This window comes from Mycolicibacterium aromaticivorans JS19b1 = JCM 16368, assembly GCF_000559085.1.
In the GTDB taxonomy this organism is placed as follows: domain Bacteria; phylum Actinomycetota; class Actinomycetes; order Mycobacteriales; family Mycobacteriaceae; genus Mycobacterium; species Mycobacterium aromaticivorans.
In genome coordinates, this window is the sequence record NZ_JALN02000001.1 from 1468033 (window position 1) to 1492088 (window position 24056).

At 67.9% G+C, this 24056-nt stretch carries 21 protein-coding genes; 11 read left to right on the forward strand and 10 right to left on the reverse strand.

Going from position 1 to position 24056, the window contains the following annotated elements; all coding sequences use genetic code 11:
- Positions 1–16 precede the first annotated feature (16 nt).
- Positions 17–721 carry a TetR/AcrR family transcriptional regulator gene (locus Y900_RS07080; protein ID WP_420329744.1) on the forward strand — a complete coding sequence of 235 codons (705 nt, stop codon included), beginning with the start codon at positions 17–19 and terminating at the stop codon, positions 719–721.
- Here the strand turns inward: Y900_RS07080 and Y900_RS07085 are convergent.
- The 6 genes from Y900_RS07085 to Y900_RS07110 all read right to left on the reverse strand — a co-directional run bounded on the left by Y900_RS07085 (position 708) and on the right by Y900_RS07110 (position 5991).
- Positions 708–1268 (reverse strand): pentapeptide repeat-containing protein, encoded by a 561-nt coding sequence (locus Y900_RS07085; RefSeq protein WP_036340605.1) that lies wholly within the window; start codon positions 1266–1268, stop codon positions 708–710. The two genes, Y900_RS07080 and Y900_RS07085, sit on opposite strands and share 14 nt — an antisense overlap.
- Entirely contained in the window at positions 1268–1843 is a 576-nt protein-coding gene (locus tag Y900_RS07090) for a GTP-binding protein (RefSeq protein WP_036340608.1), read from the reverse strand. The genes Y900_RS07085 and Y900_RS07090 overlap by 1 nt, the downstream gene beginning before the upstream one ends.
- Positions 1824–2180 carry a DUF742 domain-containing protein gene (locus Y900_RS07095; RefSeq protein ID WP_036340611.1) on the reverse strand — a complete coding sequence of 119 codons (357 nt, stop codon included), beginning with the start codon at positions 2178–2180 and terminating at the stop codon, positions 1824–1826. The genes Y900_RS07090 and Y900_RS07095 overlap by 20 nt, the downstream gene beginning before the upstream one ends.
- Positions 2177–2590 (reverse strand): roadblock/LC7 domain-containing protein, encoded by a 414-nt coding sequence (locus Y900_RS07100; protein ID WP_036340614.1) that lies wholly within the window; start codon positions 2588–2590, stop codon positions 2177–2179. The genes Y900_RS07095 and Y900_RS07100 overlap by 4 nt, the downstream gene beginning before the upstream one ends.
- Entirely contained in the window at positions 2587–5175 is a 2589-nt protein-coding gene (locus tag Y900_RS07105) for a sensor histidine kinase (protein WP_036340617.1), read from the reverse strand. Before Y900_RS07105 ends, Y900_RS07100 begins: the two co-directional genes overlap by 4 nt.
- Positions 5176–5385: 210 nt before the next feature.
- The gene (locus tag Y900_RS07110; protein WP_036340620.1) at positions 5386–5991 is read right to left on the reverse strand and encodes a class I SAM-dependent methyltransferase; all 606 of its coding nucleotides are present in this window, start codon (positions 5989–5991) and stop codon (positions 5386–5388) included.
- Positions 5992–6023: 32 nt separating this feature from the next.
- Here Y900_RS07110 and Y900_RS07115 point away from each other — a divergent pair, with 32 nt between their 5' ends.
- Complete coding sequence (locus tag Y900_RS07115) at positions 6024–6488, forward strand: tRNA (cytidine(34)-2'-O)-methyltransferase (RefSeq protein WP_036346078.1); 465 nt, start codon at positions 6024–6026, stop codon at positions 6486–6488.
- A gap of 10 nt (positions 6489–6498) precedes the next feature.
- Here Y900_RS07115 and Y900_RS07120 read toward each other — a convergent pair whose 3' ends face one another.
- Positions 6499–7140 (reverse strand): nitroreductase family protein, encoded by a 642-nt coding sequence (locus Y900_RS07120; protein WP_036340623.1) that lies wholly within the window; start codon positions 7138–7140, stop codon positions 6499–6501.
- A gap of 23 nt (positions 7141–7163) precedes the next feature.
- On the opposite strand from Y900_RS07120, the gene Y900_RS07125 reads away from it, so the two are divergent.
- Positions 7164–7574 (forward strand): TIGR03667 family PPOX class F420-dependent oxidoreductase, encoded by a 411-nt coding sequence (locus Y900_RS07125; protein WP_036340626.1) that lies wholly within the window; start codon positions 7164–7166, stop codon positions 7572–7574.
- Positions 7575–7644: 70 nt separating this feature from the next.
- On the opposite strand, the gene Y900_RS07130 is transcribed toward Y900_RS07125, so the two are convergent.
- On the reverse strand, positions 7645–10941 hold the full coding sequence (locus Y900_RS07130; protein ID WP_036340629.1) for an error-prone DNA polymerase: 3297 nt from the start codon (positions 10939–10941) through the stop codon (positions 7645–7647).
- A gap of 88 nt (positions 10942–11029) precedes the next feature.
- Here Y900_RS07130 and helR point away from each other — a divergent pair, with 88 nt between their 5' ends.
- From helR to Y900_RS07145, 3 genes are read left to right on the forward strand one after another with little or no spacing between them, the layout of a single operon-like run.
- Positions 11030–13228: an RNA polymerase recycling motor ATPase HelR gene (helR, locus tag Y900_RS07135; protein ID WP_036340632.1), complete on the forward strand. Its 2199-nt coding sequence runs from the start codon at positions 11030–11032 to the stop codon at positions 13226–13228.
- A gap of 57 nt (positions 13229–13285) precedes the next feature.
- Positions 13286–13978, forward strand: coding sequence for a DUF899 domain-containing protein (locus tag Y900_RS07140; RefSeq protein WP_036340635.1), 693 nt, complete (start codon positions 13286–13288; stop codon positions 13976–13978).
- Positions 13975–14691, forward strand: a complete 717-nt coding sequence (locus tag Y900_RS07145; protein ID WP_036340639.1) for a VIT1/CCC1 transporter family protein — start codon at positions 13975–13977, stop codon at positions 14689–14691. The genes Y900_RS07140 and Y900_RS07145 overlap by 4 nt, the downstream gene beginning before the upstream one ends.
- A 24-nt stretch (positions 14692–14715) precedes the next feature.
- Here the strand turns inward: Y900_RS07145 and Y900_RS07150 are convergent, their stop codons facing one another.
- Positions 14716–15585, reverse strand: coding sequence for a MaoC family dehydratase (locus tag Y900_RS07150; RefSeq protein WP_036340642.1), 870 nt, complete (start codon positions 15583–15585; stop codon positions 14716–14718).
- Positions 15586–15678: 93 nt separating this feature from the next.
- Between Y900_RS07150 and Y900_RS07155 the strand changes: the two genes are divergently transcribed.
- From Y900_RS07155 to Y900_RS07175, 5 genes are read left to right on the forward strand one after another with little or no spacing between them, the layout of a single operon-like run.
- The gene (locus Y900_RS07155; RefSeq protein WP_036340645.1) at positions 15679–16386 is read left to right on the forward strand and encodes a histidine phosphatase family protein; all 708 of its coding nucleotides are present in this window, start codon (positions 15679–15681) and stop codon (positions 16384–16386) included.
- Positions 16387–16396: 10 nt separating this feature from the next.
- Positions 16397–16795 (forward strand): acyl-CoA thioesterase, encoded by a 399-nt coding sequence (locus tag Y900_RS07160; protein ID WP_202807774.1) that lies wholly within the window; start codon positions 16397–16399, stop codon positions 16793–16795.
- A 31-nt stretch (positions 16796–16826) separates the two neighbouring features.
- Complete coding sequence (locus Y900_RS07165) at positions 16827–18716, forward strand: SDR family oxidoreductase (RefSeq protein ID WP_036340651.1); 1890 nt, start codon at positions 16827–16829, stop codon at positions 18714–18716.
- Positions 18717–18776: 60 nt separating this feature from the next.
- The gene (locus Y900_RS07170) at positions 18777–21389 is read left to right on the forward strand and encodes a LuxR family transcriptional regulator (protein ID WP_036340653.1); all 2613 of its coding nucleotides are present in this window, start codon (positions 18777–18779) and stop codon (positions 21387–21389) included.
- 55 nt (positions 21390–21444) lie between these two features.
- The gene (locus tag Y900_RS07175; RefSeq protein WP_051660335.1) at positions 21445–22488 is read left to right on the forward strand and encodes a nucleoside hydrolase; all 1044 of its coding nucleotides are present in this window, start codon (positions 21445–21447) and stop codon (positions 22486–22488) included.
- Here Y900_RS07175 and Y900_RS07180 read toward each other — a convergent pair.
- The gene (locus tag Y900_RS07180) at positions 22479–24056 is read right to left on the reverse strand and encodes a DNA polymerase Y family protein (RefSeq protein ID WP_036340659.1); all 1578 of its coding nucleotides are present in this window, start codon (positions 24054–24056) and stop codon (positions 22479–22481) included. The genes Y900_RS07175 and Y900_RS07180 overlap by 10 nt on opposite strands.

A 24056-nucleotide genomic window follows, 5' to 3' on the forward strand; every position in this document is an offset into this window, starting at 1 on the left:
GTCAATCCACTTATTTGTGGCGGTCGTTACACTCGGTCACGTGAAGCCCGATTCGGCCAAGGAGCGTCCGCTGCGCAAGGACGCGCAGCGCAACCGGCAACGCATCATCGACGCGGCACGCGACCTTTTTGCGCAGAAGGGCATCGAACCCAGCCTCAACGACGTGGCTCACCACGCCCGGGTGGGAGTCGGCACCGTGTACCGGCGCTTTGCCACCAAAGAAGAACTGCTGGAAGCGATCTTCTCGGACGGGATCAATCAGCTGAGCACCTTTGCCGAACTGGCGGCGCGCCAGGAGGATTCGTGGCAGGGCTTCGCGTGGTTCGTCGAGCAGATGTGTCAGCTGACCGCAACCGACCGAGGTCTGCGAGAAATCGCCTTCAGCAAGAGCTGCGCAGGCGACCGGGTCAGCGCCGCCCAGGAGCGCCTGGTTCCCGCACTGAACAAGCTGGTCGAGCGAGCACAGGCGGACGGCCACCTACGGCCGGAGATCGCCGCTCCGGACATGCCCGTCCTCGGGTTGCTCGCCGGAACCGTCAGTGAGTTCGCGGGCACGGTCAATACCGAGTTGTGGCGCCGTTACGTCGCATTGTTCATCGACGGACTGCACAGCCGGACCGGCCAGACGCGGCTGCCGGTGGAGGCACTCAGCGAAACCGAACTCGACCTCGCCATGCACACCTGGGAGCCGGCGGGCCCACCCGCGGTCACTCCCCGCTGACGTCGAGACCGTGCGCGGCGGAGAACGCCAGCGCCTGAGCGACGTCGATGCGCGCGCCCCGGCACGCGGCGGTGGTCCACAGCGTGGGATCGATGCGCGCGCCCCGCAGGTCGGCCTGCTCGAGTCGCAGCCCGTTGGTGCGCGCACCGGTCAGATCGGCGCCGCGCAAAACGGCCTTCCGCAGATCGGCCTGCACCAGACTCGCTTCTCGCAGCCGGCACCCGGACAAGTCCACCCCGCGAAGGTCGGCGCCGCCGAGCACCGCGAGGGTGAAATCGACTTCATCGCAGACGAGCGGGCGCAGGCGGCAGTTCTCGAAGGTCGACCCGAGCATGCTGCAGTTCCGGAACGTGCTGTGCCACAAGGTGGTCCGTAGGAATCGACAGTTTCGGAACGCCGACCCCCGGTGCACCGATTCGGACAGGTTGGCGCCACCGAAATCGCATTCGGTGAACACCACCTGATCGGTCTGCAGGCCGGAGAGATCCTCGTCGCGAAAGTCGTGGCCGACGAATTCGCGATCGGTCCAGTGGTGCTCCGCCTCCACTAGTTCGGCGCCAGGCTCGCCAGTGCGTACTCGCTGATCGCGATCAGCGCGTCGGTGGCCGATTTGCGGTCCCTGGCATCGACGGTGAGCACCGGAGTGGTGTCGGGCAGGGTGAGCGCCCGCCGCACCTCGTCGGTGGGATACTTTGGCGCGCCGTCGAATTCGTTGACCGCGATCAGGAACGGCATTTTGCGGTGCTCGAAGAAGTCGACGGCGGCGAAGCTGTCCTGCAGGCGGCGCACATCGACCAGGATGATCGCCCCGATTGCGCCGCGCACCAGATCGTCCCACATGAACCAGAACCGGCGCTGGCCCGGAGTGCCGAACAGGTAGAGCACCAGATCCTGGTCGAGGGTGATGCGCCCGAAGTCCATCGCGACCGTCGTCGTCGACTTACCCGGTGTGGCGTCAAGCACATCCACCGCGGTGGACGCATCGGTCACCATCGCCTCGGTGCGCAACGGCATGATCTCCGACACCGCACCCACGAAAGTGGTTTTGCCTGCGCCGAACCCACCTGCGACGACGATCTTCGTCGAGGCGGATGATCGCCCCTCAGAGGGCTCGTAGGCCACGGAGGGTCCTTCCTATCAGGTCGCGGCGCTCGTCCGGTGTCGAGCGGTCGGTCAAAGTTGTCCGTACCCGAAGATAGCCCGCCGTGACGAGGTCACCGACCAGGACGCGCGCGACGCCGAGCGGAAGATCCAGCGAGGCCGAGATCTCGGCCACCGACGGGCTGTCGGCGCACAGGTCACAGATGCGCCCGCGGACATCCCCTGACGGCCAGTGGTGTTGTTTCGCCGACGGCACGGCCTGGATCGGCGCTTCGACGGGAAGCTCCACGGAGGTGTCGGTGCGCCCCGCGGTCAGCGTGTAGGGGCGTACCAGGTTCGCCTCGGCGTCACCGGTCACGACGGACGGGTGGCCCGCCGCGACGATGAGACGACGTTGCCCACCCGTTCCACCAGAACCGCCATCTCATAACCGATTTGGCCGATGTCGCAGCTGGGCGCGGCCAGTGTGGCCAGGTGCGATCCGTCACCCACACGCATCACCAACAGATAGCCCCCGGCCATCTCGACGACTGATTGCAGTACCTGACCTGCCTCGAAGAGCTGTGCGGCCCCCGCGGCCAGGCTGGCCAGCCCGGAGGTCACCGCGGCCAGCTGTTCGGCGCGATCACGAGGCAGTTGCTCGTTCGCCGCGATGAGCAGGCCGTCGACCGAGACGAGCACCGCGTGCGAGACTCCGGGTACGTCGCGGGCAAAGTTGGACACCAGCCAGTCGAGTGAATTGTGCTGCGGCCGCTGCGGCAAGGTCATGAGTGGTCTTGTCCGTTCTCTGCGGAACCGGCCTGAAGATCCGAACGCGCCGCGGTCACGCCACCGAAGTGGCTGCTGAACGAGGCGCGCACGGCGTCGGGATCGCGTTGCGGGAGCGCTGGGGCCGTTGTCTCCGCGGCGCCGGGCACCAATCGGGCGCCGGGATCGCGCACCGGCAGGCCGTGTTCGGTGTGGTCCTGCACGGGCACGTTGTCCACCTGCGCCGCGGTCTCCCAGCCGTTGTCCCACACCGATTTCCAGTCCTGGGGCACGGCGATGGTGTGCGGGTCGACCATCAGCTCGTTGAGCATCTTCTGATAGATGAAATCGGTGTCGGTGTCCTCGAAATCGGGTGCAGACAGCCCTGCCGCCAGCACGTCCATATCGCTGATGTCGAGGTGCTCGTCGCGCGTCTCCTCGGCGCGCACGCGAGCCGCGAAGAACCCTGAGGTGTCCGACGCGTGCGCGTTCTCGGCAGCCGACTGCTCAGTCCCGGCGAACCACAGCGACGGCTGCGGCTCGGGCTCGGGCTCGGGCTGAGGCTTGGTCTGGGGCTGGCGCGGCGCGCCGGTGATTCCGCTGGAGCCTGGGGATCGTCGCGGCAACCCGTTCGGATCGACCGCGTTCGGCTCGGCGGTAACCGGGGCCGGTGCTTCGTGGATGTCTTGCCCGGCAGCCTTTCCGGAGGGGGCGTCGTATCGCTGCTCGTCGGTGCCGACCGGCTCGCCATGCTCCAGGAGTTTGGCCGGGATGTAGAGTTCGGCCGTCGTTCCCGACGACGGCTCACCCTCGACGGCGTTGCGCAGCCGCACCTCCATGCCGTGCATGTGCGCCAGTCGCCCGACCACGAACAACCCCATGTGCCGGGTGTTGTCGGGGCTGACCTCGCCGCCGGAGTGCAGGCGCATGTTGGCGATCCGCAGGTCGCTGTCCGTCATGCCGATGCCGTCGTCGTGCACCTCGATCACGACTCCGGCATTGCCTGCGTGAACCGCCGTGACCCGCACCGGCGAGATCGGCGGCGAATACCGCAGCGCGTTGTCGATCAGCTCGGCGAGCATGTGCACCGCGTCGGCGGAGACGCGCCCGATCAGGGCCGAGTCGGACACCTCGCCGATCTCCACCCGCTTGTAGTCCTCGACCTCGGAGACCGCGCCGTTGACCGCGCTGGCCAACGGCAACGACTCGCGGTGGTCGCGCGACACCTGCGCACCGGCGAGCACGAGCAGGTTGGAGCCGATACGACGCATCCTGGTCGCCAGATGGTCGAGCCGGAAGAGGTTGTCGAGCCGTTCGGGGTCTTTCTCGTTGCGTTCCAGTTGGTCGATGAGCGAGAGCTGCTGATCGACGAGCGATCGGTTGCGCCGCGACATCGTTTCGAACATCTCGTTGATCACCAGCCGCAGCCGCGCCTCGTCGCCGGCCAACAACAGCGCCTGGGTGTGCAACTCGTCGACCGCGTGGGCGACCTGGCCGATCTCCTCGGTGGTGTAGACCGGCAGCGGCTCTGGTTCGCGTTCGTCGCCGGCCCGGACCCGGGCGATGCCCTGCTCCAGGTCGGTATGCGCGACGCGCAGGGCGCCGTCGCGCAGGATGCGCAGCGGCCGGACCAGGGACCGGGCGACTACGAACACCACGACCAGCGCGACGATGAAGGCGGCCAGCGCCAGCAACCCGTCGCGGATGACGGCGTGCCTGCGGTCGCCGGCCAGCCGCTGCACCGAGGTGGTGACCTCGTCGGTGGTGCTCGCGACGACCCTCTCCGCGATGGCATCGGTGGCCTGCAACGATTGGAGCAGCTCGGCGTTACCCGCCAGCGTGGCGTCCGGGCTGGACATGATGCCCATCCGGCGAACCATCTCGCTCTGCAGCGTCTTGGCCTCGGGCGAGCCGACGCCGAGGACCTGGCTCATGCCGAACAACGTCGACGGCTCGGTTCCGGCGAGCGTGATCATCGACGTGCGCAGTTCCGGCTCGGGCAGGTCGCCGCCCTGCTCGACGAGCAGCTCCTGCATCAACATCTGCCCGCGGGCGCCGATCGCGCGACTCAGACCCTGGGTCTGGGCGCGCAGTCTCTCGTCGTCGAGGCGCACCGAACCGTTGATCGCGTCCTCGGCGGTCAACAGGATCGGCGCGTAGGTGGTGATGCGGTCACGCAGCCCCATCGTGTTCGCCGACACCGCCGCCACCAGTTGCCGGCCACCGGTGAGCAGGTTGGTCACCCCGGTACGGACGTCGGGAGCGACGTCGGTGGAATTGAGCTTGTTCTGCAGGGTGGCTGTGCTTTTGTCGAATGTGTTTGCCGCGGACTGGGTGTCCCCGTTCGACGAGTACGCCAACAGCACACCCTGCAGGGCGCCGACGTAGCTTTCGATCACCGGAATCAGCTGGGCGCGATCGGCGGCGACCTGCAGGTCCCGTGCCGACTCGACGCCGTCCCAGATGCGGGCTCCGGCGAAGGCGAGCGCGAGCGCCAGTGGAACGGCGACGATCGCAAACACTTTGCCCCGCACCGGCCAGTTGCGCAGCGACCACCGCGACGGCCGCTTCGGCGGCACGGCTGTCGGCTGTTGAATCTGATTCATCGGTGACTTCCTGGTCATCGCTGCCCGTGTTGACCACAACGGAGCTGCGCATAACCCCTGGCAATTCGTCGAGTATGACAGCGATTGCCCAGCACTTCCAGAGTCGTTACTGAACAGAGAGATACTGGTGACGCCCACCCATTTCCCGTATGGGGGTGTCGAGCAAATTGCGCTGCGGCACAACTGAGATCATCAACTCATACGAATTACCTACGCTGGTTTGAGCAGCGCGACGAGAAAGTCGGAGTCATCGGAAAAGGGCCGCACATCCCATGTGGACAGCAGCAGATCGGGCGTGAGTCCGGCGTGAGCGGCGTCGTCGAGGAACTGGCTGTACTCGTAGTCACGCCCGGCGCCGAAGCCGATCACCGCACGGCCGTCGGGTTTGAGATGGGCACGCAGCCGGGTGAGCACCTGTACGCGCGTGCTGGGTGCGACGAACGTCATGACGTTGCCTGCCGAGACGATGATGTCGAACTGGTCGGTGATACCGCGCGCCGACAGGTCGAGTTCGGCGAGGTCGTCGACGAGCCAGCGTGGGCCGGGATGGTCCTGTTCGGCCGCCTCGATCAGTGTCGGGTCGACGTCGACGCCGACCACGTGATGGCCGACCGACGCCAGATATCCGCCCACCCGGCCGGGGCCACAGCCGGCGTCGAGAATGTGGGAGCCGCGCGCAGCCATCGCATCCACGAAGCGGGCCTCGCCGACCAGGTCGTCACCGGCGCGGGCCATCGCACGGAACCGCTCGATGTACCACCGGGAATGGCCGGGATCGGCCGCGACTTTCTGCATCCAGAGACTGGTCTCGACCATGCCGCCATTATCCCCGTGCCTGGACGGTGGCCATGTTCAGGCTGATGTTCTATTCGCCGCGGATCGCACCGAACACCGGTAACGCCATCCGCATGGTCGCCGCGACCGGATGCGAATTGCATCTGGTGGAGCCGCTGGGCTTCGACCTGTCCGAACCGAAGCTGCGCCGGGCCGGACTCGACTACCACGACCTGGCGTCGGTGACGGTGCACGCCAGCCTGGACCAGGCGTGGGCGGCGGTGACCGGCGCGCGGGTGTTCGCGTTCACGGCGCACGCCACGCGGTCGTCGTTCGATATCGCCTATCGGCCCGGCGACGTGATGCTCTTCGGTCCGGAACCGACAGGTCTGGACGAAGCGACGCTGGGCGACCCGCACATCACCGAGCAGGTGCGGATCCCGATGTTGTCCGGGCGGCGATCACTGAATCTGTCCAACGCCGCCGCGGTGGTGGCCTATGAGGCGTGGCGGCAACACGGCTTCGCGGGTGGCATCTAGACCCGCCGGGTCACCAGGTGTCCCAGTGGGTCAGCTGCTCGGCGGGCAACCGCTTGGCGGGCTTGAAATCGGTGCCCTTGGTATAGGCGATCGGCCACAGGCCGCCCTGGGTGTAGCGATCGAATGGGATGCCGAGCAGTTCGGCGGCCTGCTTTTCGCCGTCCCCGATCAGATGCAGCGTGGTGTAGGCCGAGCCCAGCCCGCGCGAACGCAGGGCCAGCATGAAACTCCAGACGGCGGGAATGAGGGAACCCCAGTAGGACGCCTGCATTCCGGCGGGGGCGCCGTCCGGGCGGCCCTCCAGACACGGGATCAGGAACACCGGAGCCTTCTCGAGGTTCTCGTTGAGATACTTGGCCGAGCTGAGCACCGAGTCCATCTGCGCATCGCGCATGTCGCCGCGGACCGGGGCGGGCATGTCGAGGTAGGGCGTGCCGGTGGCCCGGTAGATATCGGCCAGCGCCTTCTTCTTGGCGGGGTCCTCGACGAACAGGAATTGCCAGCCTTGGGCATTGGAGCCCGTCGGCGCCTGCAGGGCCAGATCCAGACACTCCATCAGCACCTCGCGCGGCACGGGCTTGTCGAAGTCGAGCCGCTTGCGCACCGATCGGGTGGAAGTGAGGAGTTCATCAACGGTCAGATCGAGTGTCATGAGCTGAGACTACATTCGGCCCCATGGCAACTGAACTGACTTCAGAGGTGGTCGATCGGCTCACCGGCGACAGGTACGGCTGGCTCACGACGGTGGCCAAGTCCGGCCAGCCGGTGCCCAAGCTGGTGTGGTTCTTCTTCGACGGCACCGACATCCTCGTGTACACCCAGCCGAGTGCGGCCAAGGTCCGCCACATCGGCTCCCATCCGCGGGTCAGCCTGAACCTGGACTCCGACGGCAACGGCGGCGGCATCGTCGTCGTGGGAGGCACGGCCACCGTCGACAGCGAGGACGCCGATCCCCGCGACGACGGGCCGTATTGGGCGAAATACGGTGCGCTGTCAGATCAATTCGGCCTCACCGAGTCGATGGGCGGCTACAACCTGCGGCTGCGGATCAGCATCGACAAGGTGTGGACGACGCCGACGGAGTGATGCTCGACTGTGCGTACTCATACGGCAATCGCGGCGTGTCGCGGATGAAATCGCACACTGGAGGTTTCGACTACCTGAAATCCCGGGAGCGCGAACTCACTGTCAACGTGATGCGACCCATCCGCTCGGCCATCACGGTCACCGCACCGGTGGCGTTCTGGACCTGCCCGCGGATCAGCAGCGCCGAAGCGGTCTGGGCCAGTTTGCGATGCCGATTCCACACCCCCGGCGTGCACAGCACGTTGACCATGCCGGTCTCGTCCTCGATGTTCATGAACGTCACGCCCTGGGCGGTGGCCGGCCGTTGCCGATGTGTCACCGCACCGGCGATCAGCACCCGGCTGCCGTCCGGCACGTCCAACAGTCGGTCGGCAGTGACCACACCCATCGCGTCGAGGTCCTCGCGCAGGAACTGGGTGGGATAGCTGTCCGGTGAGATGCCGGTAGCCCACACATCGGAAGCGGCCAACTCCACCTCGGTCATACCGGGCAACGCAGGCACATGCGATGACGAGCCGACGCCGGGCAGCCGGTCCGGGCGCTGGGACGCCGCCGCCCCGGCCGCCCACAGCCCCTCCCGTCGGGTGACCGCGAAACAGCCCAGCGCGCCGGCGGTTGCCAGCGCCTCGGTTTGCGGCACCGAAAGCTGCACCCGCCCAGTGAGATCCAGCAGTGAGGCGAACGGTCCGCCGGTGGCACGCTCCTCGACGATCCGCTGAGCCAGCTCGTCACCGATATGGCGCACGGCGCCCAATCCCAGCCGCACTTCCATCCCGGAGTTCTCCAATGTGGGATGCGCCAAGCTAGCGTTTACGTCGGGCCCGTGCACCGTCACGCCGTGCCTGCGGGCGTCGGCGACCAGAGACTGCGGCGAATAGAAACCCATCGGCTGAGCACGCAGCAGCGCGGCGCAGAACGCAGCCGGGTGGTGCAGCTTGAACCATGAGGAGTAGTACACCAGCGAGGCGAAGCTCAGCGAATGACTCTCCGGGAAACCGAAATTGGCGAAGGCTTCCAGCTTGTCGTAGATCCGGTCGGCGACCTCGCCGGTGATGCCGTGGCGCTGCGCCATCCCGGCATAAAACCGGTCCCGCAGCCGCCGCATCTTCTCGGTGGAACGTTTGGAACCCATGGCCCGGCGCAGTTGGTCGGCCTCGGCGGCCGAGAATCCCGCGCAATCCACCGCCAGCTGCATGAGCTGCTCCTGGAACAGCGGCACTCCCAATGTCTTTCGCAGCGCAGGTTCCATCGACGGGTGGTCGTAGGTGACCTCCTCGAGACCGTTGCGCCGTTTGATGTAGGGATGCACCGAGCCGCCCTGGATGGGTCCGGGACGGATCAGTGCCACCTCCACCACCAGGTCGTAGAACACCCGCGGCTTCAGCCGCGGGAGGGTGGCCATCTGGGCGCGCGACTCCACCTGGAACACCCCGACGGAGTCCGCTTTCTGCAGCATCTCGTATACCGCCGGTTCGGACAGATCCAGGCGAGCCAGGTCGACCTCGATGCCTTTGTGTTCGGCCACCAGATCGATGCAGTAATGCAGCGCCGAGAGCATACCCAGACCCAGCATGTCGAACTTGACCAATCCGATTGCCGCACAGTCGTCTTTGTCCCACTGCAGCACGCTGCGGTTCTCCATGCGCGCCCACTCCACCGGGCAGACGTCGGCGATCGGGCGGTCGCAGATCACCATGCCGCCGGAGTGGATGCCCATGTGCCGGGGCAGGTTCTTGATCTGGACCGCCAGGTCGACCACCGGCTCGGGGATGCCCTCGAGGTCAGCCGAGTCGGCCTCGGAATGCCAGTGACTGATCTGCTTACTCCAGGCATCCTGCTGTCCCTGCGAAAACCCGAGAGCACGGGCCATGTCGCGCACCGCACTCTTGCCCCGGTAGGTGATGACGTTGGCGACCTGTGCGGCATAGTCACGTCCATAGCGGTCGTAGACGTACTGGATGGCCTTCTCCCGAAGATCCGACTCGATGTCGATGTCGATGTCGGGTGGACCGTCGCGGGCCGGGGACAGAAACCGCTCGAAGAGCAATTCGTTGGCGATCGGGTCGACGGCGGTGACACCCAGCGCGTAACACACAGCGGAGTTGGCTGCCGATCCCCTTCCCTGACAGAGGATTTTGTTGTCCCGGCAGAACCGGGTGATGTCGTGGACCACCAGGAAGTACCCCGGGAACTTCAGCGCGGCGATGATCTCGAGTTCGCGTTCGAGCTGGGCGTAGGCCTCCGACGCACCGGCGCGCGGTCCATAGCGCCGCGCGGCGCCGATCATCACCAACTCGCGCAACCAGCTGTCCTCGCTTTGACCGGACGGTACGTCCGGGTACGGGGGCAGCTGCGGAGCGATCAGCGCCAGCCCGAAAGCGCACTGCTCACCGAGATCAGCTGCGGCGCTGACAGCTTCGGGATGCTGGGCAAAGAGCCGGGCCATCTCATCGCCGGACCGCAGGTGCGCACCGCCCAGCGGGGCCAGCCAGCCGGCGGCCTCGTCCAGCGACTGGCGTGCCCGAATCGCCCCCATCGCCATGGCGAGCCTGCCGCGGCTCGGTTCGGCGAAGTGCGCGCCGGTGGTGGCGACGATCCCCACCCCGAACCGGGGAGCCAGCGCGGCCAGCGCGGCATTGCGCTCGTCGTCGAAGGGATCGCCGTGATGACTGAGTTCGATGCTGACCCGGTCGCTGCCGAAGCGGTCCACCAGGTCGGCAAGCGCGGCGGCAGCCGCATCCGGTCCACCTTGTGAAAGCGCCTGCCGGACATGACCTTTGCGACAGCCGGTGAGAATGTGCCAATGTCCGCCTGCCGCCTCGGTGAGCGAGTCGTAGTCGTAGCGCGGTTTGCCCTTTTCGCCGCCGGCCAGATGCGCGGCGGACAACTGACGAGACAGCCGACGGTAGCCTTCCGGCCCGCGGGCCAGCACCAGCAGGTGCGGACCCGGCGGGTCGGGCACCTCGGTGCGAGCGGTATTGTCCAGCGACAGTTCGGCACCGAAGACGGTGCGCATGTCGAGTTCCTTCGCGGCCTCGGCGAATCGCACAACGCCATAGAGACCGTCGTGGTCGGTCAGCGCGATGGCCCGCAAGTCCAGCCGCGACGCCTCCTCCACGAGTTCCTCGGGGGTGCTGGCCCCGTCGAGAAAGCTGTAGGCCGAATGCGCATGCAGCTCGGCGTAGGGCACCGTCGAGCGCAGCGGGCGATCGCCGATCGGTTCGTAGGGTTCCCGTCGACGTGACCACGCCGGACTGTCTCCACCGTCGGCGTGCGGTTCACCCAGGGACAGGCCAGGGCGGCGGGGCTTGCCGTTGAGCACCCGCTCCATCTCGCCCCAACTCGGCGGCCCGTTGAACCAGCGCACCCGCCCAGTCTAATCGAACATGTGTTCTATGTCCGAATTGCCGGGAAAAGTAGACGAGGATGGTTGTCGAACCAAAGAAATGAGGGGCATGACGACGCAGGCACACAACCATGAGCTGGAGTCGGAGCGCGATTACCTGGCCGATCTCTATGACCGGCTCGACGCCAAGCGCAGATGGGTCAAAGCCCAGTACCGCGCCGCACTCTCCGGCCCGATCGACATCCAGGACGGCGGCACCCTGGTTGCCCGCGATGCCGAGGTGCGGACCCTGGCGCAATCCGCGGCGCGGTTGGACATCGCCGACCAGGGGCTGTGTTTCGGGCGACTGGACGCCATTGCGGGCGAGCGTCTCTACGTCGGCCGAATCGGCATCTTCGACGAGGACAACGAGCTACTCCTGCTCGACTGGCGAGCGCCGGCCGCCCGCGCGTTCTACATCGCCACCGCCGCCAACCCCGAGGGCATGCGTCGGCGTCGCCAGTTCCACTCTCTCGGGCGGCGACTGATCGACTTCACCGACGAGGTCTTCGGCCGTCCCGACCCGAACGCCGGTGACGACAGCCCGTTCAGCAGTGACGCGGCACTGCTCGCGGCCGTCAACGCGCCCCGTGGCCCGGGCATGCGCGACATCGTGGCGACCATCCAGGCCGAGCAGGACGAGATCATCCGGCTCGATCACCCGGGCGTGCTGGTGATCGAGGGCGGCCCCGGCACCGGAAAGACCGTCGTGGCTCTGCATCGGGTGGCGTACCTGCTCTACACCCAGCGGGCGCGGATCGAACGCCACGGGGTCCTCGTCGTCGGGCCCAACCAGGCGTTCATGAATCACATCGGGCGCGTGCTGCCGTCGCTGGGCGAGTCGGAAGTGGTGTTCTCCACGGTCGGCGATCTCCTGCCCGGTCTGCACGTCACAACCGAGGACACCCCGGATGTCGCCCGCATCAAGGGTTCTCGCGCGATGCTGGATGTCCTCGCGGCGGCGATCGCCGACCGCCAACGTGTGCCCGAGCAGCCGTTGGAGATCCCGCTGGGCGATGTCACGATGCAGATCGCCGCCGACACCGCTCAGTGGGCCATCGACGAGGCGCGCGCAAGCCGACTGCCGCACAACGCGGCTCGTGCGGTGTTCCGCGACATCGTCACCTACGTACTGACCGAGCGCGGGATCGCCCGGATCGGTCGCGGCTGGCTGACCCGCGACAATCGTGATGCCTGGGAGAAGGTGCGCGCGGACCTGCTCGCCGACCTCGAAGACAATGAAAAGTTCCTCGCGGCGCTCGACCAACTCTGGCCGGTCCTCGAGCCGCATGAGCTGCTGGCCGAGCTGTATACCTCGCCGGAACGGCTACGCACCGCCGGCGCCGACCCGGCGCTGCTGCGGGAAGTCGGTGACGCCTGGACGGTGTCGGACGTGCCGTTGCTCGACGAATTGATCGACCTGCTGGGCCGCGACAAGGCCGCCGACGATGCGGCCGCGCAGGCGCTCAAGGAAGAAACCGACTACGCCAGAGGCGTTTTGGAGAACATGGTCGCCCACGAGGATCTGATGGACGACGAAGACCACCTGCTCGCGCAGGACCTGATCGACGCCGAGGAACTCGCCGAGCGCTTCACCGAGCGCGACTACCGGGATCTCGCCGAACGCGCGTCCGCCGACCGGGACTGGACCTACCGGCACGTGGTGGTCGACGAGGCCCAGGAGCTCTCCGAGATGGACTGGCGGGTGCTGATGCGGCGCTGCCCGAGCAGGTCGTTCACGGTGGTCGGCGATCTCGCGCAGCGCCGCTCGATGGCCGGTGCGACGTCGTGGGCCGACATGCTGGAGCCGTACGTACCCGGCCGGTGGGTGTACCGGTCGTTGTCGGTGAACTACCGCACCCCCGCCGAGATCATGACCGTCGCCGCTGCGGTGTTGGCCGATTTCGCGCCGGATGTCCGGCCCCCGGAGTCGGTACGGGCATGCGGTGTGCGCCCCTGGTCCCGACAGGTCACCGCGGAGCAGATGCCTGGCGCCATTGACGAATTCGTCGCGGCGGAGGCCGGTCCCGACGGGACCAGCATCGTGATCGGACCGCCGGGCACGCCGGGGGTGGTCGCGCCGTCGGAAACCAAGGGCCTCGAGTTCGACGCGGTGCTGGTTGTCGAGCCGGAACTCATCCTCGCCGACGGTCCGCGCGGGGCGGCCGAGCTCTACGTCGCGCTCACCCGTGCCACCCAGCGGTTGGGTGTGCTGCATCAGCACCCGCTGCCGCCGGCGCTGGCCGGGCTTGTCGAAGACAACCGATGACTTTCGGGGGCGGGGCGAGTCCATCCTCGTGACGGAACCCGACACAAAGGAGTCCCCATGCCCGCCCTGCCCCCGGTGGTCGATCAGCAAACCTGGCGCGCCGCACTCGACGAACTCCGCGCGCGCGAGAAGGCCGCCACCCGTGAACTCGACGCGATCGCCGCGCAACGCCGGCGGCTGCCCATGGTCGAGCTGCCGGACTACATCCTCACCGGACCACACGGCCCAGTCGCGCTCGCCGAAGTGTTCAACGGATGTTCACAGCTGATCGTCTACAACCACATGTGGAACGACGGCGCGGACTGGCAGTGCCCCGGCTGCACCGGGTTCACCTCTCAGTTCACCCGCCTGGAATTCCTGGAGAACTACGACGCCCGCTTCGTCATCGTCACCAATGGGCCGATCAGCGAAGCCTTGGCTTACAAGGCCAAGGTCGGCAACAAGATGGACTGGTACTCGTCGTCGGACAGTTCGTTCGGTGCCGACGTCGACGCCGCCCCCAGCGCGGGGTTCGGCGTCAATGTCTTTCTGCGCGACGGCGATACGGTGTACCGGACCTGGCACACCAACGGCCGCGGCACCGAGCAACTCAGCCACTCCTTCGCCCTCATCGACCTGCTGCCCTGGGGACGCCAGGAGGAGTGGCAGGACTCCCCAGCTGGCTGGCCGCAGCGCCCGACATATTCCGGTTGGGCCGGCTCGGAGGACATTGCGCATGCCTACGGCGAAAGTCCTACGCTGCATACGTGACATCACCTCAGCTTCACCCGTCCGAACCGCACCACGATGCGTTCGGCAGTCGACTGAACTGGTTGCGCGCGGGAGTTCTCGGCGCCAACGACGGCATCGTGTCGACCGCCGGCATCGTGGTCGGCGTCGCCGCCGCGACTATCGACCGCGGGCCGATCTTCACCGCGGGCATCGCGGCGCTGGCAGCCGGCGCCCTGTCGATGGCGGTCGGTGAATATGTTTCGGTCAGCACGCAGCGCGATTCCGAGAAGGCGATGCTGAAAAAGGAACGCCGCGAACTGGACACCGAGCCTGCCGCCGAGCTGGAAGAGCTGGCTGCGCTCTACGAAGCCAAGGGCTTGTCCCCCGCGACCGCGCGCACGGTGGCCGAAGAGCTCACCGATCACGACGCGTTCGCAGCGCACGTCGACATCGAACTGCGGATCGACCCCGATGAACTGACCAACCCGTGGCAGGCCGCGTTCTCCTCGGCCGTGTCGTTCACGGTCGGCGCGGTGCTCCCACTGCTGGCAATCCTGTTGCCGCCGTCGTCGATTCGCGTGCCGATCACCTTCGTCGCCGTGCTGATCGCGCTGGGGGTCACCGGCTGGGTCAGCGCCCGCCTGGGCGGCGCCAATCCGCGGCGGGCGATCTACCGGGTGGTCATCGGAGGGGCGCTTGCCATGGCCATCACGTTCGGCATCGGCCACCTCGTCGGCGGCGCGGTCGGTTGACCGTCGGCGCGACGCCCGCCGCGATCAGTCGCGGTATTCGGCCGAGCCGTCGTCGAGCACGACCCGCGTGTTGGAACCGTCCGGCCCACCGGCCTCGGTGCGATACACCGCCCGGCCTGCCTCGGTGCGCCAGATCGAGGTGGTCAACGTCTCACCCGGGAAGACCGGCGAGGTGAACCGTGCGCTGACCGCGGTCAGCTTCGCCGCGTCGTTGCCTGCGAGTTCGGCCAGCAGCGCCCTTCCGGCGAACCCATACGTGCACAGCCCGTGCAGGATCGGCCTGTCGAAGCCGGCCATCTCACGTGCGAACCAGGGGTCGCTGTGCAGCGGATTTCGGTCGCCGGACAGCCGGTAGATCAACGCCTGATCGCCGCGGGTCGGCATCGCGACGCGGGCGTCCGGTTCGCGGTCGGGGAATTCGGGGGCCTGTGGACGTTGCCCGGGCTGGCCGCCGAACCCGCCCTCGCCGCGGATGACCGCGGTCGACAAGGTTTCGGCGATCAGCTCGCCGGTGGCCGGATCGGTACCCTTGCCCCGCATCACGATGATGGCGTTCTTGCCCTCGCCCTTGTCCTGGATGTCGGCCACCTCGGAGACCACCGAGAGCTGACCGGAGGCGGGCAGCGGTGCGTGCAGGCGGATCTCCTGCGAGCCGTGCAGCAGCATGCCCCAGTTGAACGACCCGACCTTGGTGGCCGCTCCGAACGCCGGGCAGCAGATCACCGCGAACGTCGGCAAGACCTGCTGTGTGATGTCGTGACTGTTGTCGGTGGTGAAGGCCAAGTCATCGGTGCCCGCACCGACGCCGAGCGCATAGAGCATCGTGTCGCGATCGGTCCACTGGTAGGGCTGAGGGTCGGTGACCGCTCCGATTGCCGTGGGGTCGATGGCCATTGCCGCACTCCTGAGGTCGTGGATGGAGAAACTCCATAGTCGCACTGGCTGCAATCGCGCCCACCACAGCGGTGGACAAGGCACGCTAGGAGCATGCATCTTCCGCGCGCCCGGACCCTCGTCTCGCTGATCGCTGCATTCCTGGCAGCCGTCCTCCTCGCCAGCTGCAGTTCCGATACCCCGCACGATCGCACGATCACCCTGACGTTCATCAGGCACGCCGAGTCGGAAGCCAACGCGGCCGGCGTGATCGACACGTCGGTGCCCGGACCGTCGCTGACAGAGGCCGGCGAGCAGCAGGCAACCGCAACGGCCAACCGGTTGAAGAGCAATGGGTACGACGGTGTCTACGCCTCGGACATGGTGCGTACCCAGCAGACCGCCGCGCCGATGGCCAAGGCCCTGGGCAAGCAGGTCACCGTGCTGCCGGGTCTCAACGAAATCTCGGCCGGGTGGTTCGACGGCCGCAGCGTGAAGAACGCCGCCGCGACGTACATGGTCGCCCCGGCCGACTGGCTGCGCGGGGACACCGACTTCAGCATCCCCGGTTCGGTCAGCGGGGCGGAGTTCAACGGCAAGTTCACCGGGGCGGTGCAGCGCATCTACGAGAGCGGCAACAACAAGCCCGTCGCGTTCTCCAGCGCCGCGTCAATCATGTTGTGGACATTGATGAATGCGCGTAACGCCAAGGACAGCCTTGCGACGGATCATCCGCTGCCCAACACCGGCCGGGTGGTGGTGACCGGCAATCCAGTGATCGGCTGGACGCTGGTGGACTGGGACGGCATCACCTCGTTCTGAGATGACGCAGATGAGCTTCGGCATGCCGCTGCGCGTGCGGTACGTCGAATGCGACATGCAGGGCCGGGTTTTCAACGGCCACTATCTGACCTGGTTCGACATGGCCATCAACGAGGCCGTCCGCGACATCTTCGGCGACTACCAGGTGTTGCTCGACGGCGGCATCGACTTCGTGGTGGCCGCGGCAGAGTTGCAGTTCCGCCAGCCTGCGCGGTTCGATGACGAGCTGGTGGTCGGCGTCGGCTTCGAACCCGTCGGCCGGACCTCGTTGAGCAGCCGCTTCGCCATCCGCCGCGGTGAGGAGGTGATCGCCGAGGCGACCATGATCCACGTCTGCGTCGACGCGGTGACGTTCGAGAAGCGGCCGTGGCCGGACTGGTTCCGGGAGCGGATGTCGTCAACGTGTTGACCGCGGCGTGATCGGCGATCAATGATGGCCCATGCGCTATGTCGTTACCGGCGGTACCGGGTTCATCGGACGTCGGGTCGTAGCCCGGCTCCTCGACAGTCACGATGACGCTCAGGTGTGGCTGACCGCCGACGATCCGTCAGCGCAGGCCCGAGTGGCACTGCTCGCGGCACAGTGGGGTGAGCGGGCGCAGCCCCTGACAGGCGATTCCCCGGCGGTCGCCGACCACATCGTCAACCTGCGGGCGGCCGACACCGAATCGGCCCTGAGGCTCAGCCGCGAGTCGGACGCGACGCTGCATCAACTGTCCTCGGTCGCGGTGGCCGGCGACTTCCGGGGCGAGTTCACCGAGGACGATGTCGACGTCGGCCAGCAGCTGCCCACCCGCCGTCACCGGGCGGCATTCGAGGCGGAGCAACGGGTACGGTCCTCGAATACCCGGTTCCGCATCTACCGAGCGGGGGTGGTCGTCGGTGACTCACGCACCGGCGAAACCGATCGGATCACCGGCCCGTATCACCTCTTCGGGCTGTTGGCGCGACTGGCCGCACTGCCGCCGTTCACGCCGATACTGCTGCCGGACCTCGGCCGGATCAATATCGTCCCGGTCGACTATGTCGCCGCGGCGATGGTGGAACTCATCCATGCCGAGGGCCTCGACGGGCAGACCTTCCACCTGACCGCGGCCGAGTCGGTGAGCCTGCGCCAGATCTACCGGAGCGTGGCCCGATGCGCCGGTCTGCCGCCATTGCGCGGCGGCCTGCCCCGCCAGGTGGCCCAGCCGCTGCTCGCCGCGCACGGACGGGCGAAAGTGTTGCGCGACATGGCGGCAACGCAACTCGGCGTACCGCCCGAGGCCATCGACACTCTGCAGACCACCGCCGTGTTCGGTTCGGACACCACCCGAAAGGCATTGCTCCCCAGCGGAATCGAGCCGCCGGCGTTCTCCGCCTACGCCCCCGTGTTGTGGCGGTACTGGGCCCAGCACCTCGACCCCGAGCGCACCGGCTCCGATTCCGGGCGACCGCTGGCCGGCAGGCACGTGATCATCACCGGTGCGTCCAGTGGCATCGGTCGCGCCTCGGCCGTGGCGGTGGCAGCCCGCGGCGCCACCGTGTTCGCGTTGGCGCGCAACGGTGAAGCGCTCCACGAGTTGGTCGACGAGATCACCGCCGACGGCGGCCGAGCCTTCGCATTCAGCTGCGACGTCACCGACACCGAATCGGTCGACACGGCGATCGCCGAGATACTCGGCCGGTTCGGCCACGTCGACTATCTGGTGAACAACGCGGGCCGCTCGATCCGCCGATCGGTGACCGCCTCGACCGACCGGCTGCACGACTACGAACGGGTGATGGCGGTCAACTATTTCGGCGCGGTGCGCATGGTGCTGGCGCTGCTGCCGCACTGGCAGGCGCGCCGGTTCGGCCACGTGGTCAACGTGTCCAGCGCCGGTGTGCAGGCCCGCAACCCCAAGTACAGCTCGTACCTGCCGACCAAAGCGGCGCTCGATGCTTTCACCGACGTGGTGGCCTCGGAGACGTTGTCGGACAACATCACCTTCACGACGATCCACATGCCGCTGGTGAAGACGCCGATGATCGCGCCGTCGGGCCGGCTGAACCCGGTGCCGCCGATCAGCGCCGAACACGCGGCAGCGATGGTGGTGCGCGCACTGGTGGACAAGCCGGTCCGGATCGACACCCCGCTGGGGACGCTGGCCGACGCCGGCCAGTATTTCACTCCGAAGCTGGCCCGCCGGGTCCTGCACCAGCTTTATCTGGGCTATCCCGACTCGCCCGCCGCCCGCGGCGAGGGTCGGCGCCCGTCTGCCCACGGTCCGCGCCTGCCGGTGATCCGGCTTCGCGCTCCGCGCCCGGTCAAACAAGTCGTGCGCCTGGTACCCGGCGTGCATTGGTGAACTCAGCCAGTTCATAGCGACAATCCAACAGCGGGCCCGGTGGGCCCTTAGGCTGACCGCATGCGGACGGGCTGGCAGCTATTGGAGCGGCCGGCCAAGCACGAGGTCATCAAGGCCGCGCTGGCAGACAGCGAAGCTTCCGGGGTGGTGATCACCGGTGCGGCCGGGGTCGGCAAGACGACGTTGGCCCGGTCGGTCACCTCCGCCCTGCCGGGCCGCGCCCGATGGGCCGCCTGCACGACATCGTCGAGCAGCATCCCGCTTGGCGCGTTCGCGCAATGGGTCACGCCCACCGAAGCGCGGGATCCGATCGAACTGCTGTTCTCGGCGCGCCGGTCCCTGCTGGCCGACGGTCCGGCGGTGATCGGTGTGGACGACGCACACCTACTCGACCAGCTGTCGGCCACGCTGCTGCACCAGATCGCCGTCGAACGCACCGGATCGATCGTCGCGACGGTCCGCAGCGGGGAACCCGTCCCCGATTCGGTGATGACCCTGTGGAAAGACGGCTACCTGCACCGCATCGACCTGGAGCCGTTCAGCAGGGAGGAATGCATCGCCCTCGTCGAGTCGGTGCTCGGCGGCACCCTGGAGGAGCTCAGCGCCAACGTCATCTGGTCACAGTCGGGCGGCAACCCGCTGTTCCTGCGGCACATGGTGGAAACGGCGCTGGAGACCGGCACCCTGAGCGAGGTCAAAGGCGTGTGGCAGTTGCGCGGGGCGACGACGGTGTCGTCCGGTCTCGCGACCCTGTTGGAAAGCCGCTTCGACCACGCCGACCCCGACGCGGTGACCGCGCTGCGACTGCTGTCGCTGTGCGAGCCGCTGGACCTCGACGCACTGGTGGAACTCGCCGGTGAGCAGGCGATCGACGCTGCCGAAAAGGCCCAGCTGATCCGGATCGACCGGGACGGCCCTACGCTGGCCGCACGCATCAGCCATCCGCTCTACGGGGATGTCATCCGGCGGCAGATCGGAACGGCATCGGCGCGGATGCTGCGCGGCCGGATCGTCACCGTGCTCAACCGGCGGAAACCGACATCGGTGGCCGGGCGGATCAGGCTCGCGGAGCTGTATCTGGACAGCGACCAGACCGCCGACACCGGGCTGCTGGTCGCCGCGGCCAAGGACGCCGTGTCGCTGGCCAACGCACCGCTGGGAGAACGGTTGGCGCGCACCGCATTCGAACGCGAAATCGGTATGCGACCCGCGCACCTGCTGTCACGCGCGCTGATGTGGCAGGGCCGGCCGGTCGAGGCCGACGAGATCTTGGCCCGGTTCGACCCCGACGACCTCGACGAGGGTCAGCTGCTGCTGTGGGGTGTTCCGCGGGCCTCGATCGTGTTCTGGTCACTCGGTGAGGTCACGCGCGCCTACGAGGTGATGGAGTTGCTGCGGAGCCGGGTCACCCATCCGGTCCTGCGGCCAATGGTCGACGCGGCCGACGCCGCGTTCACAATCTTCGAGAACAAGCTGCCCGAAGGTCTGGCCAAGGCCCAGGCGGTGTTGTCCGATCCCGCGGCACCCGAACAGGCGGTCGAGACCGCCGCCTTCGCGGCCGGGATGGCGATGCCGCTGGCCGGACGCGGCGATGAGTTCACCGCGATCATGGCGCGCTGCTTCGACACCCAGAAGTCGACCGACGGTCTGATCCGCATGCTCGCCCGGTATGGCGAGGTGCTCGCGCTGGTGCACACCGGCGAACTCGACAAAGCCGAGATGCACGCCGCGAACTACGCCGAGTTCTCCTCGTCAGGAGAGTTTCTCGGCTGGGCGATCGCCAAGACGATGTCAGGTTTGGTGGCGACCTACCGGGGCCGGTTCGCCGACGCGATTCCGACACTCGAGCAGGCGATGGCGGCATTCAACGCGGAGAACTCGCTGCCGTGGCGGTTGCCCGGCCGGCTGTTGCTGGCCCGCGCCTATGCCGGCCTGGGCAGAGCCGATGACGCCGAGCGGGTACTGGCCGAGGCCGCCGAGCACGTCGGCCCCTCGGTCGCACTGTTCGACCCTCAGGTGTTGGTCAGCAAGGCGTGGATCGCCGCGGCTCGCGGCGGGGGGCGCCGCGCGGTCGAGCTGTCCCGCGCGGCTGCCGACGTCGCGCACCGCAGCGGGCAGCTGGCGGTGGAGGCCGAGGCATTGCACGATGCGGCCCGCTTCGGCGACCGCAGGCTCGCGAATCGGCTGCAGTCGCTGGTGGCGGGTGTCGATGGTCCGCTGCCGCAGCTGTATGCCCGTCACGCCGCAGCGGTGGCGGACTCCGACGGCGACGCGCTGGACGCGGTCAGCCTCGAGTTCGAACGCGCCGGACTGCTGCTGTCGGCCGCCGACGCCGCCGCCCAGGCGGCCGCGAGCCATAAGCAGCGCCATGACCGCCGCAGGGAGATCGAATCCGTAACGCGGGCAATGTGTTTGGTCGCCACATGCGGAGGCGCCTCCTCCCCCGCCATCCGGGCCGCGGCGCGACCGCTGCCGGTGACCGCGCGTGAACTCGAGGTCGCCGAGCTGGTTGCGGCCGGGCTGTCGAACCGCGAAATCGCCCATCAGCTGTCAGTTTCGGTGCGCACCGTGGAGGGACACGTGTACCGGGCATGCCTGAAACTCGGTGTGTCCGATCGCGATGGGCTCGCCGCCATCATCCGACCACGCGGTACGCGCGATCCGCAGAGTTGACGCTCGGGCAGGTATCGTTACCGCGGTGAGCGTCGGGGATGACCAGCCTACGGCCCTGCCCGTTTTCGCCGATGTGGACACCGGCGTCGACGATGCGATGGCACTGGTGTACCTGCTGGCAAGCGCCGATGCCGACCTCGTCGGCATCGGCGCCACCGGGGGCAATGTCGACGTGGATCAGGTGTGCCGCAACAACCTCGGGTTACTCGAGCTGTGCGGAGCACCCGAGATCCCGGTGTCCCGGGGCGCCGACCAACCGCTGAGCGCCGCTATGCGCACCGCCGAAGACACCCATGGCCCGGCCGGGTTGGGTTATGCCGAATTGCCGCTGCATCACCGCGAACTCACCAGCTATGACTCGGCCGAGGCCTGGGTCCGCGCCGCGCACGCCCTACCCGGGGAGCTCATCGGTCTGGTCACCGGGCCGATGACCAATCTCGCACTGGCTGTGCGTGATGAACCGAACCTTCCGTCGCTGTTGCGCCGGCTGGTGATCATGGGCGGGTCGTTCGACTACCGAGGCAACACCACTCCTGTTGCCGAGTGGAACATCAGCGTCGATCCGGAGGCCGCGGCAGAGGTGTTCGATGCGTGGGGGCGGGCCGCGGATGCCGATGCGATTGCCCCGCATCAGCTTCCGATCGTGTGCGGGCTGAACCTGACCGAGAACATCGCGCTGACACCGAAGGTCCTGAGCCGCCTTGCCACCGCGGCAGACACCGCCACCACCGCGATGAGCGTGCTCGACGCGCGGGGCACCCGGTCGACGGCCGACAACCATGTAATCCGCGCGCTCGAGGATGCGATGCGGTTCTATTTCGAGTTCCACTTCGACCAGGGCGAGGGCTATCTGGCGCATCTGCACGACCCGCTGGCGGCGGCGGTGGCACTCGATCCCGGGCTGATCCAAACACGCGCGACGACCGTGGACGTAGAGCTCACCGGAACGCTGACCCGCGGCATGACCATCGCGGACTGGAGCCGGCGGTGGGGCAGGGAATCCAACGCGCACGTCGGCGTCGGGGTCGATCCGGAGGCGTTCTTCGACCGGTTCATCGAACGGGTGGGTCCGTTCGCACGGCGGCTGGCTCATTCGTAGACGCCCTCCAGGTACCACCGGCGCTGCCGATAACACAGCAGCAGCGCGGCGCCGGGTTGGCCGTCCACCAGCACCTGAGCGCGTGCCGTGCGGCCGGCCCTGGGCTGTTGGCTCTGATCCCACCACCGCTCGTCCACCGACCACGGTCCGGCCCACCAGCTCAGCGCACCCTGGTAGTGGTGGCCCGTACCGTCCAATCGTGCAGGCTCGGCCGTGAACATCCCGCGAGCGGTGATCCGGACCGGATTGCCCTGAGCGTCAAGTAATTCCACCGGATCATCCAGGATCACCACCGGCGCGGGCTCGGGGAGCCTGCCGGGCCACGGCCGGTCGGGGTCGGCTCTGGGCACCAGCTCGTCACCGAGCGGGGTCAACGTGATGCGCTCGGCGGGACCACGGCCACCGGACAACACCGGCAGCTGGACGGCCTCCTGCCCCAGCAAGCCCTGCACCCGAACCAGCGCCCGGCGCGCCCGCAACCGGTCCTCTTCTCCGACGCCACCCCACAGGGGTAGCTGAAGCGCTTCTGCGGAAACAACTTCCACCGGCTGCAGTCGAAGCATGGTCACCGGCGAGTTCGGGCGATCCTCAGGCCGGCGTCTGTTGAGCCAGCCGTCTAGCTGCCAGCGCACCCGGTCGGCGGTGGCATCCTCGGTCAGCGGTTCGGCGCAGCGCCATACCCGGGTCAGCTCACCGCCGTTCGCGGTGACGGCATGGATGGCCAGCCTGGTGCATCCCACACCGGCAGCCTCCAGGCTGCGATGCAGGGCGCCGGCCAGCGTCCGGCCGGCGAATGCCGCTGCGTCGACCCGGTCGACCGGCGGGTCGCAATTCAGTACCGCATCCAGGTCGGCAGCCGGCTCACGGCCGGACGGCCCGCGTACCGGTTCCCCGCGGGCGAAGCGGTGCGCGGCCATCCCGTCGGCCCCGAACCGGGAAGCGACATCGCTGCGCGACAATTCCGCGAACTGACCGAGGTTGCGAATACCCATGCGCCACAACAAGTCAGCTAGTTCCTCCCGGCCAGGACCGGACAGGCTGGGCTCGCCGGACAGCTGACGGATGGACAGCGCCGACAGAAATCTGGCATCCCCACCGGGCTCGAGCACCCTACCTGCGCGGGCCGCGAAGACCGCCGTCGGCAGCTGATCGGCGATCCCCACCTGACATTCCGCACCGGCCGCGGCAACGGCGTCGACCAAGCGCTCAGCGGCGGCGGGTTCCGAGCCGAAGTAGCGGGCCGCGCCGCGAACTCCCAACACCAGCAGTCCCGGCCGCAGCACCTCGGCGCGGGGTACCACCTCGTCGACCGCAGCGGTCACCCCTTCGAAGTAGCGGGCGTCGCGGGCCGGGTCGGCGGTGACCACGTGCAGCTGCGGGCAGCGGGCTTGCGCCTCGCGCCGGCGCAGCGTGCGACGCACCCCGGCGGCGCGGGCGGCAGCCGAACAGGCGATGACGCGGTTGGCCAGGGTGACCGCGACCGGGGCCGTCGCCGGCAGTCCGGCTGCCGCGGTCGCCGCGACCGCCGGCCAATCCATGCACCAGATCGCCAGCACCCGGCCGGTCAT